The sequence below is a fragment of the Methylobacterium soli genome, assembly GCF_008806385.1.
GTDB lineage: Bacteria > Pseudomonadota > Alphaproteobacteria > Rhizobiales > Beijerinckiaceae > Methylobacterium > Methylobacterium soli.
In genome coordinates this window covers 299371-308934 of sequence record NZ_VZZK01000001.1, presented here as the reverse complement: position 1 = coordinate 308934, position 9564 = coordinate 299371, and the positions used below count along the sequence as shown (strand labels likewise).

General features: G+C 68.0%; 7 protein-coding genes. 4 read left to right on the top strand and 3 right to left on the bottom strand.

Annotated features, from left to right (window positions below; translation table 11 throughout):
- Window positions 1-145 precede the first annotated feature (145 nt).
- Window positions 146-1033 (bottom strand): DUF4399 domain-containing protein, encoded by an 888-nt coding sequence (locus F6X53_RS01460; RefSeq protein ID WP_150996447.1) that lies wholly within the window; start codon window positions 1031-1033, stop codon window positions 146-148.
- A gap of 390 nt (window positions 1034-1423) precedes the next feature.
- On the opposite strand from F6X53_RS01460, the gene F6X53_RS01455 reads away from it, so the two are divergent.
- Window positions 1424-3082 carry an SUMF1/EgtB/PvdO family nonheme iron enzyme gene (locus F6X53_RS01455; protein WP_191970654.1) on the top strand — a complete coding sequence of 553 codons (1659 nt, stop codon included), beginning with the start codon at window positions 1424-1426 and terminating at the stop codon, window positions 3080-3082.
- A gap of 9 nt (window positions 3083-3091) precedes the next feature.
- On the opposite strand, the gene F6X53_RS01450 is transcribed toward F6X53_RS01455, so the two are convergent.
- Window positions 3092-3784 carry a Crp/Fnr family transcriptional regulator gene (locus F6X53_RS01450; RefSeq protein WP_150996443.1) on the bottom strand — a complete coding sequence of 231 codons (693 nt, stop codon included), beginning with the start codon at window positions 3782-3784 and terminating at the stop codon, window positions 3092-3094.
- 224 nt (window positions 3785-4008) lie between these two features.
- Between F6X53_RS01450 and F6X53_RS01445 the strand changes: the two genes are divergently transcribed.
- The 3 genes from F6X53_RS01445 to F6X53_RS01435 are packed head-to-tail and all read left to right on the top strand — an operon-like array spanning window position 4009 to window position 7878.
- Complete coding sequence (locus F6X53_RS01445; protein WP_191970653.1) at window positions 4009-6348, top strand: sensor histidine kinase; 2340 nt, start codon at window positions 4009-4011, stop codon at window positions 6346-6348.
- Window positions 6348-6716: a response regulator gene (locus F6X53_RS01440; protein WP_150996723.1), complete on the top strand. Its 369-nt coding sequence runs from the start codon at window positions 6348-6350 to the stop codon at window positions 6714-6716. The genes F6X53_RS01445 and F6X53_RS01440 overlap by 1 nt, the downstream gene beginning before the upstream one ends.
- Window positions 6709-7878, top strand: a complete 1170-nt coding sequence (locus F6X53_RS01435; RefSeq protein ID WP_238296826.1) for an adenylate/guanylate cyclase domain-containing protein — start codon at window positions 6709-6711, stop codon at window positions 7876-7878. Before F6X53_RS01440 ends, F6X53_RS01435 begins: the two co-directional genes overlap by 8 nt.
- Before the next feature lie 187 nt (window positions 7879-8065).
- Here the strand turns inward: F6X53_RS01435 and F6X53_RS01430 are convergent, their stop codons facing one another.
- Complete coding sequence (locus F6X53_RS01430; protein ID WP_150996439.1) at window positions 8066-9418, bottom strand: HlyD family type I secretion periplasmic adaptor subunit; 1353 nt, start codon at window positions 9416-9418, stop codon at window positions 8066-8068.
- Window positions 9419-9564: the final 146 nt, after the last annotated feature.

Sequence of the window (9564 nt, the reverse complement as noted above, 5' to 3'; positions counted from 1 at the left end):
CCGGCCTACCTGCAGGCTGACGAGATGAGCGGATCTCGTGGCGAACCAGCCGTCGCGCCGCAACTGCGCAGGGGCGATGTCGGGCACGCCTTGGCCATCTGTCGCGCTCGCCCGAAGGAGAGGGTCGATTGACGACCCAACGGGCTCAGCGTGCGCGAGCGTGTTTGGCGCGAGACCGCCGCCCGGTTCGTGTCACCAGAACCTTGATTGGATCGGACATCACGACCGGATTGTGCGGGACGTGATCGGCATCCGCGAGGACAAGCTGAAGCGTGTGTGTGCCCAGCGGCAAGGTGACCTGCGCTTCGGTCTGGCCGAGGCCGAAATGCAGATGATTGAAGTCATTGGGAATGCGCTCGTCGGGCGACCGCATGGGTGTGTCGATCAAGAGATGATGATGGCCGGTATTCGCTTTGTCGAAGCCCGCCGGCGCAACACCCATCCCAACAAGGCCGAATCGAATGGTCGTCTTGCGAGCGATCACAGAGCCATTGCGCGGCTGGACAAAATACACGCGTGCGCCCGGTGGGGATGACCGACGGGTCTGCGGCGAGGTGTTTGCCACAGTCGGGCTCTGGGTTGGGGATTCGACCACGCGCACTTTGACAACCTCGGACGCGATCGGCGGATTGTGCGGGACGTGATCCTTGTCTGCGAGGAGCAATTGCAGTGTGTGCTCTCCAGGCGGAAGGTCGACCTCCGCCTCGGTCTGCCCGGCTCCGAAGTGAAGATGATTGAAGTCATTGGGAATGGGCCGATCGGGCGCCGGCGCCGCGACGTCGATCAGCAGATGGTGATGGCCCGAATTGATCCGATCGGAACCCGCCGGCGCCACGCCCATGTTGCGGAGGCCGAAGCGGATCATGGCCTTACGCGGGAGGACCGCGCCATCCTTGATGTCGATGAAATAGACGGCGGCTCCGGGAGCCGAAGGGGTCCGGGTCGTCTTGTTGTCCTGCGCATGGCTCGCGCCAGCGGCCAAAACCAGCGGGATCGCCAGCTGCGTGCAGGTCCTCCGTGTCCAAGCCCGCATCAGAGGCCTCCTGCTCCCAAGCAAAGCGTCATTCCCCGCCAATACGCGCATGATCCGGCGGCGGGCGCAGAAGCGCAAGAGTGTTAGTTCCGTACTCTTTCGGGCGAACGCCATGACCTTGCGGATGTATCGCTTCAGATCAAGCGTATGATTTGCATCTGAATCCGCTTCGGAGGAAACTTTGTGCCGTCGCTGGTGCCCGATTCGGAGACACGGCGTTAGGTTTTACGGTTCCTGGGCCAGCTCTTGATGACAGGATTTTCGTTCCGTGATGTGTTTGGTGCCGTACCGATCCATAGCTTTGCGGTGGTTGGGTCACGCAGACTCACCGTGCCACTGAGGATTCCGTCGAGGAATCTTCGCGCAATCGCGATAGCATTGGGAGCTGCGTTGGCTCTTCTGTCGGTGATCGACGCCGCAACCGCGCAAGGATATATCGGCGTCGGGCGTCGTTTCGCGCTTCTGATTGCGAACGTTCGCTACCCCGATGCCAACGCACCATTACCCAGCATCGGCAAGGATGCGCGACTCCTCGCAGAGGAACTGCGTCGCAACGACTTCGATGTCGATCTCCGCGAAAATCTTACTCGCGAAGACACGCAGCTCGTCCTTGATGGATTTTATTCGAAGATCAACGCCGGATCGGCGGCACTTTTCTATTTCGGCGGATTGGGGATCCAGGTTGGCCGCCAAAGTTACCTGTTGCCGGTGAACGCTCAGGTCTGGTCAGAGACCGAGACGCGGAGGGACGGCATCAACCTGGACGCTGTTCTCACGGAAATGAATCGCCGCGGTGCAAAAGTAAAAATCGGTATTGTGGATGCCGCTCGAGCAAATCCCTACGAACGCCGCTTTCGTGCATCGTCGGCTGGCCTTGCGCCGGTCGATGCTCCGGAAGGAACGCTCGTGCTCTTCACGGCGCCGCCCGGGAAAGTGCTTCGTGACGGGACTAGTGACGTCAGCCTCTTCATGGGAGAACTCCTGAAGGAATTGCGGACTCCGAATCTGACGGCCGAGGAGGTCTTTGCCCACACGCGGATGGGCGTTTCACGCGCTTCGAACACGGAGCAGGTCCCGTGGGTGGCCTCGTCGCTGATCGAAGAGTTCCAGTTCACCAAGCCGGCGACATCGGGCACCCTCCCGTCAACCGCACAAGCTGCCAGAATTCCTGAGAGCGAAGCTGCTCCGCCCCGGATCAGCCGTCCGCGTCAGACGAGCCCGGCGCCAGCCCCCGCACAAGGTCCGCCGGTCCCCGCCCAGGCTCCGCCGGTGCCGGCTCAGCCACCGACGGTCGTCGCGGCCATTCCCCCCGTTCCGGCTGTGGTGCCGAAACAGAGGGGCGCTGAGCCGATCCGCGATTGCGAGGATTGCCCGGAGATGGTGGTCCTCCCCGCCGGATCCTTCGAGATGGGGTCGGCGAGCACGCCGTTTGATCGGCCCGTGCGACGTGTCACCATCGCGAAACCCTTCGCCATGGCACGCTATGAGATAACCCTCGACGAGTGGAACCGGTGTGTCGAGGCCGGCGCGTGCAAGTATCGGTCCACTGACGCAGGTCCGGGCCACAAGCCTATTACCAATGTGAGCTGGTACGATGCAAAGGAATACGCGGCTTGGCTGACGGCCAAGACACACCAGACGTATCGCCTTCCGACCGAGGCGGAGTGGGAATACGCGGCTCACGGCGGGGCGAACTCAGCTTTTGCATGGGGGCAGCAAGTCGGGGCCGGCAAGGCGAATTGCCGGGATTGCCGCTCGGGCACGAATCCGCAGATCGTCGAAGCCGGGCAGTTTCCGCCGAACGGATTCGGCCTGTTCGATATGGCCGGGAATGCCGCCGAATGGGTGGAGGATTGCTGGTCCGACGATTACCGGGGCGCGCCTCAGGACGGGTCCGCGTCCTTGCGCGGCAATTGCGGACAGCGGGTCCTGCGCGGTGGTTCCTTTGACAGTTCAGCAGCTTACGTGAAGCCATCGGCGCGCTTCCGCTACGATGCGGATGTTCGCTACTACGCCAATGGCTTCAGGGTTGTCCGGGCGATGCCCTGACGGGGCGGTTCACCAATCGCTGTCCGCGGCGTTGAGGAAGCCGGCGTGTTGGGAGAGGGCTTCCTTGTCGCGGAGCATGATGCAGCCGCGCTTCAGATCGAGATGGCCGGCCTTGCGCCAGGCTTGGAGCTGGCGGTTGACGCTCTCGCGGGTGCTGCCAACATAGGCGCCGAGCTGTTCCTGAGAGATCTGGATCTCGCTTCCGAAGTCTTCCGCAAGGACAGTCAGGCGCCGAGCAAGGCGCGTCGAGAGCGGCAGGACGGTCATCTCGTTCATCTGCCCGGCAATGTAGCGTACGCGGGCGCATAGCAGTTCGATCAACTTGATCGCGATGGCCGGTTCCCGTGACAGATAGCTGAGAAGATCGGACCGGCGCAGCACGAAGAGTTCGGTTTGCTCCACCGCGAGGGCATCGGCGGTGCGGGGTTGGCCGTCCAGGAGGGCGATCTCGCCGAAGATGTCGCCGGCCCCGAGGGTGTTGAGCACGACGCGCTTGCCCGAGGCGCTGCCCGTCTCGATCAGGATCTCGCCGCGTCGGATCCCGTAGAGCGCATCACCTAAGTCGTTCTCGCGAAACAAAACCTCGCCCGCACGCAGCGACCGGGTGTGGCTCATGGCGGCCAGCGTTGCGACCACCTCCGGACCGAGGTCGGAGAAGAGCGGGTTGAGGCGAAGGAGGACCTCGAAGTCGGAACTTTTCATGAACGGACCCGCCGCTTCCGCCCCCAGCCAACGTGCGGATTTGTTCCGATCCTAGGAGGGCTCCCGCCCTGCCTCCTTCACGAATGTTATATCGCGGCTCTCCGGCTAAGCCGACACTGCTGCCTCGGCTCAGGCCCAACCAGGGCGTGTGGGCGTCGCGCGGAGGAGGGGATGATGGTGTCCCGCGCATCGGAGCGGCCGCGCCCGCGTCGGCGGGCAGCCCCGTGAGCCTGCGCGCCCGCATCGCCAAACAGGTCCTGTACCGGTCCTCCTGGCGCGCCAGCCTCTTCCGGAAATATGTCCTGACCCTCGTGAGCCTGGTGGCCCTGGTCCTGTCGATCAATGCCGGCGTCGAGACCTGGATTCTCTATCGCCAGACCCGGGCGAGCGTCACCCATGCCCAGGCGGATTACGCGGCCGCCGCCGTCGCGGCCATGCAGGCGGCGCTCAGCGAGATCGAGCGCGAGGTGAGCTGGGTCACCCGGGCGAGCGCCGTGACCCTGGCGCAGCACCGCGACGATTACGATCTGCTGCTGCGCCAGGTACCGGGCGTGCTGGCGGTCGCCTTCCTGGACGGGACCGGGCGCGAGCAGGTGCGCGCCCGCCGCGGTGGCGCCCGGGCGGCGGATCCGGCGCCGGAGGCCCCCGCGCCGGAGGGCGGCGCGGGCTTCGGCAAGCCCTATTTCATCGGGAACGAGCCCTACGCGGCCCTGGCGATCCGGCATTCCGGGGCGAATGCCGGGGTGACCCTGGCGCAGGTCAGCCTGCAGCCCCTGTCGGGCGCCTTCCCGCCCGGCCCGCCGGGCCAGGGCGGCAGCGCGATCCTGGTTGACGGCACCGGGCGCGTCGTCGCCCGCTCGGCCGGCGCGATGCCTGAGGTCGGCGCCACGGTCGCCGCGCTGCCGCAGGTCGCCGCGATCGTCGCGGGCGGCGGGGAGCCCGGGATGTTCGGGCGCGATTCCGCCGGCGGCCTCGTGATCGCCACGCCGGCCGCGATCTCGACCCTGCCCGCCAGCATCCTGGTGGAGCAGCCGCTCCTCGAGGCGATGGCGCCGATCCGGGACCTGCTGTTTCGCCTCGCCTCGCTCCTCGCCTTCGGCCTCGTCGTGGCGATCTGCGCGAGCCTCGTCCTGGCGCGCCGGCTGATCGTGCCGATCCGCGCCCTCCATGCCGGGGCCGAGCACCTGGCGGCGAACCGCTTCGACCACCGCATCGACCTGAAGACGGGCGACGAGTTCGAGCACCTGGCCGACCGCTTCAACCACATGGCCGACCAGCTCTCGGGCTCCTATGGCCGGCTGGAGGACGAGATCGAGAAGCGGACCCGGGCGCTCGCCCGCTCGGTGGACGAGCTGAAGGCCCTGGAGGAGGCGGGCCGCGCCATCGTCGCCTCCCTCAACCTCGATGCCGTGGTGGCGGCGGTGGCGGACAGGGCCGTGGCCCTGACCGGGGCCGAGGCCGGCGCCGTCTACCTGATCGCGGAGGCCGATGAGAGCCTCACGCTCGCGGGCGCGCAGAGGAGCGGCGCCTTCCCGGGGGAACTGGCGCCCGGTGCGATGGCCCTGTTCGCCGTGACGGAGCGCCGGGACACCCTGAGCCTCCCGGAACTCGGCGAGGCCGCCTGGCTCCCCGGCGCGGAACTCGAGCGGGCGGGCTTCCGCAACGGCCTCGTCGTGCCGCTGGCCGACAAGGAGGGACCGCTCGGCCTGCTCCTGCTCCTGCGCGGTGAGGCGGGGAGCTTCGCGCAGGCCTCCGCCAAGGTGGTGCAGACCTTCGCGCATCAGGCCGTCCTGGCGATCCGCAACGCGCGCCTGTTCCATCAGGTCGACGAGAAGGGCCGCGCCCTCGCGATCGCGGACCTGCACAAGACCCAGTTCTTCGCCAATATGAGCCACGAATTGCGCACGCCCCTCAACGCGGTCCTCGGCTATTCCGAGCTTCTCGTGGATGGGCTCTACGGGCCGCTGAGCGACCGGGCCCTCGACGCCCTGGAGCGGGTCCAGATCAACGGGCGCCACCTTCTCAGCCTGATCAACGACGTTCTCGACTTCACCAAGATCGAGGCGGGCTCGCTGACGCTGAGCTTCCAGGATTACTCGATGCGGGCGGTGATCGAGTCGGTGGCGGCCGCGGCCTCATCGCTCGCGCAGAACAAGAACCTCGCCCTGACGGTCTCGGCCGCGGACGACATGCCCCTCGGCCAGGGCGACGAGCGGCGCCTGACCCAGGTGCTGATGAACCTCGTGGGCAACGCCATCAAGTTCACGGAGACCGGCGCCGTCCGGATCGAGGCGGAGGCCGAGGGCGGCTGGTTCACCGTCACGGTGACGGATACCGGCCCCGGCATCGCCCCGGCCGATCAGGGCCGGATCTTCGACGAGTTTCAGCAGATCGACAGTTCGAGCACGCGCAAGCAGGGCGGCACCGGGCTCGGCCTGTCGATCGCCCGCAAGCTCGTCCTGCTGCATGGCGGGCGCATCGAGGTCGAGTCCGAGCTCGGCCGGGGCGCGGCCTTCCGGGTCATCCTGCCGGTTCGGGCAAGCGAGGAAAGGCAGGCCGCGTGATGAAGCGAATCCTGGTGGTCGAGGATACCGAGGACAATCGCCGCATCCTGCGCGATCTCCTGACCTGCGCGGGCTACGGCCTGATCGAGGCCACGGATGGCGGCGCGGGCGTGCGCCTCGCCCAGCAGGAGATCCCGGATCTCGTCCTGATGGACATCCAGCTGCCGGTCATGGACGGGTACGAGGCGACCCGGCACATCAAGGCCGACCCGACGACAAGCCACATCCCGATCGTCGCGGTCACCTCCTACGCGCTCTCGGGCGACGAGGCGAAGGCGCTCGCGGCCGGTTGCGACGGCTACGTCGCCAAGCCCTTCAGCCCGCGCAAGATCCTGGGGCTGGTGCGCCAGATCCTGCAGGATGGCTGAGCCCGAAGGGTCCCGCACCATGCCGCCCCGCATCCTGGCCGTGGACGACGCACCCGAGAATCTCGAGATTCTGCGGATCCGCCTCGAAGCGAGCGGCTACGCGGTGGTGACGGCGGTGGATGGCGAGGACGGGCTCGCGCGGGCCCGGGAGGACGGCTTCGACCTGATCCTCCTCGACATCATGATGCCCAAGCTCAACGGCATCGACGTGTTGCGGGCGCTCAAGCAGGACCCGAACCTGCAATTCGTCCCCGTCATCCTGCTCACCGCCCGCGCCGAGACCCGGGACATCGTGGCGGGCCTCGATGCCGGGGGCGACGATTACCTGACGAAGCCCTACGAGCACGCCGCCCTGATGGCGCGGGTGCGCTCGATGCTGCGCATCAAGAGCCTGACCGACACGGTGCGGGCCCAGGCCGAGCGGCTGGAGGCGCAGGCCGCCGAGCTCGCCCGCGGCAACGCGGAGCTCGCCGCGCGGGTCGCCGAACAAGTCGACGAGATCGCCCGCATCGGCCGCCTCCGGCGCTTTCTCTCGCCCCAGATCGCCGACCTCGTCGCCGCGGAGGGCACCGGCAGCGCGCTGCTGGAGAGCCACCGCCGGGAGATCTCGGTGGTGTTCGCGGATCTGCGCGGCTTCACGGCCTTCACCGACACGGCCGCGCCCGAGGATGCCCTCCAGGTTCTGCGCGAGTACCACGCCGCCATGGGGGCGGTGATCGCCCGGTTCGAGGGCACCCTGGAGCATTTCGCGGGCGACGGCATCATGGTCTATTTCAACGACCCGCTGCCGTGCCCGGACCATCCGCAGCGGGCCCTGCGCATGGCGCTGGCGATGCGCGAGGCCGTCGGGTCGCTCTCGGATGCGTGGGAGCGGCGCGGCCACCAGATCGGCTTCGGCATCGGGATCGCGGTCGGGTACGCGACGCTCGGTCAGTTCGGGTTCGAGGGCCGGCTTGAGTACGGGGCGCTCGGCAGCGTCACCAATCTGGCCTCCCGTCTCTGCGACGAGGCGGCGGCCGGCCAGATCGTCGTGAGCCAGCGCGCCCAGCACCTGACGGAAGCCTGGGCGGAGGTCCGCTCCCTCGGGCCGCTCGGCCTCAAGGGCTTCCATCGCCCGGTCACGGCCTATGAACTGGTGGCCTGGCGGGAGCCCGCGCCCTGACCTCGCTCGTCCCGCGCGCCCGACACGGACAGGCAGGTCTGCGCGCCACGGCGCGACCTCGAACCGGGCGCCGAAGGCTTCGCGAAAGGCATCGACGAAGCGCGGATGATCCCGACCGAAGGCGCCGAGTCCGGACTCTGTGCGGACGCATCCCCGGCTCTGAACCCGGGCCGGATGATCCGGCACCTCAATGCTCGCGCCAGGCCTTGGTGATCTGGTCGGTGAGCGGCTTCGTCAGGTAGGCGATCACCGTGTGCTCGCCGGTTTCCAGGAAGGCATCGACCGGCATGCCAGGCACGAGCTGGACCGTGCCGAGCCGGGCCCGCTCGCTCTGGGAGACACGGATCCGGGCCTTGTAGAAGCTGGCGCCGGTCTTCAAATCCTGCGTGACGTCGGCCGCGACGCGCTCCACCGTGCCGCCAACCTGCGGCGTGGTGCGCTGGCTGAAGGCGGAGAAGCGCAGGGTCGCGTGCTGGTCGACGCGGACATGGTCGATGTCCTTGGGCTGGATCTTCACCTCGACCGCGAGCTCGTCGGATTCTGGCACGATCAGCATCGCGGGCTCGCTTGGCACCACGAGGCCCCCCACGGTGTGCACGGTCATCTGATGGACGATGCCGTCCTGGGGAGCGCGCAGGTCGGTGCGGCGGAGTTGGTCGAGGGCCGCCGTCTGCTTCTCCTCGAATTCCGACCAGCGCGCCCGGATCTCGGTCAGGTCCTTGGCGACTTCGTTGCGCATGTCCTGGTCGACCTGCATGACCTGCAGCTCGACCTCGTTGATCTTGCCCTTCGTCTGGGCGATCCCGGCCAGGATCTTGCCCCGGTCGCCCTCGAGCCGCGCGGCCTCGCGCTCGAGCCCGGTGAGGCGCGGCAGCTGCACGAGGTTCTTCTGCCAGAGCTCGCGGATGCCCTTCAGCTCCAGGTTCACGGCGGCGCTCTCCTTGGTCTTGGCGGCCATCTGCTCGTTGAGGCCGGCGATCTCCTGTTCGAGCTGCGCCACGCGCTCGCGGAACTGGGCCTTCCGGCCGTTGCGGGCCTTGGAGCGGGCGAGGAACAGGCGCGTCTCGCTGTCGATCAGGCTGGCGACCGCCGCGTCCGAAGCCGCCCGGGCCTGGAGGTCCGAGGGGAAGTTGAGGGCGATGTCGCCGTCGCGCTCGGCCTCCTCGCGGGTGCGCCGCGCGCTGAGCGCGTCGAGGGCCCGCAGCACGATGTCGAGGCTGGCGCGCGGCTGGGTCTCGTCGAGGCGCACCAGGATGTCGCCGGCCTTGACCCGGTCGCCCTCGCGCACCCGCAATTCGCCGACGATGCCGCCGACCGGGTGCTGCACCTTCTTCACGTCGCTCTCCACCACGAGCTGGCCCGAGGTGATGACGGCGCCGCCGATCACCGTGAGGCTCGCCCAGCCGCCGACACCGCCCACGAGGGCGAGGACGACCAGCACGGCGATGCGGACCTGGCGCCGGATCGCCATCCTGGCGGCATCCGCGCTGCGGCTGCCGGCGAGGCGGGTGTCGGCGCGGAGCGGAAGGGTCGTGGGCATCGGGCGCGCTCCTGACAGGAAGCCGGGGGAGGGCCGCCGGGATCGGGGCTGGGCCCCGGCGGGGATGTCCCGTTGTAGGGGCGCGCCGGCCGGGGCTCGGTGATGCCGGTCACAGAAGGCCGGCGCGGGCCGCCATCCGGGGGGGC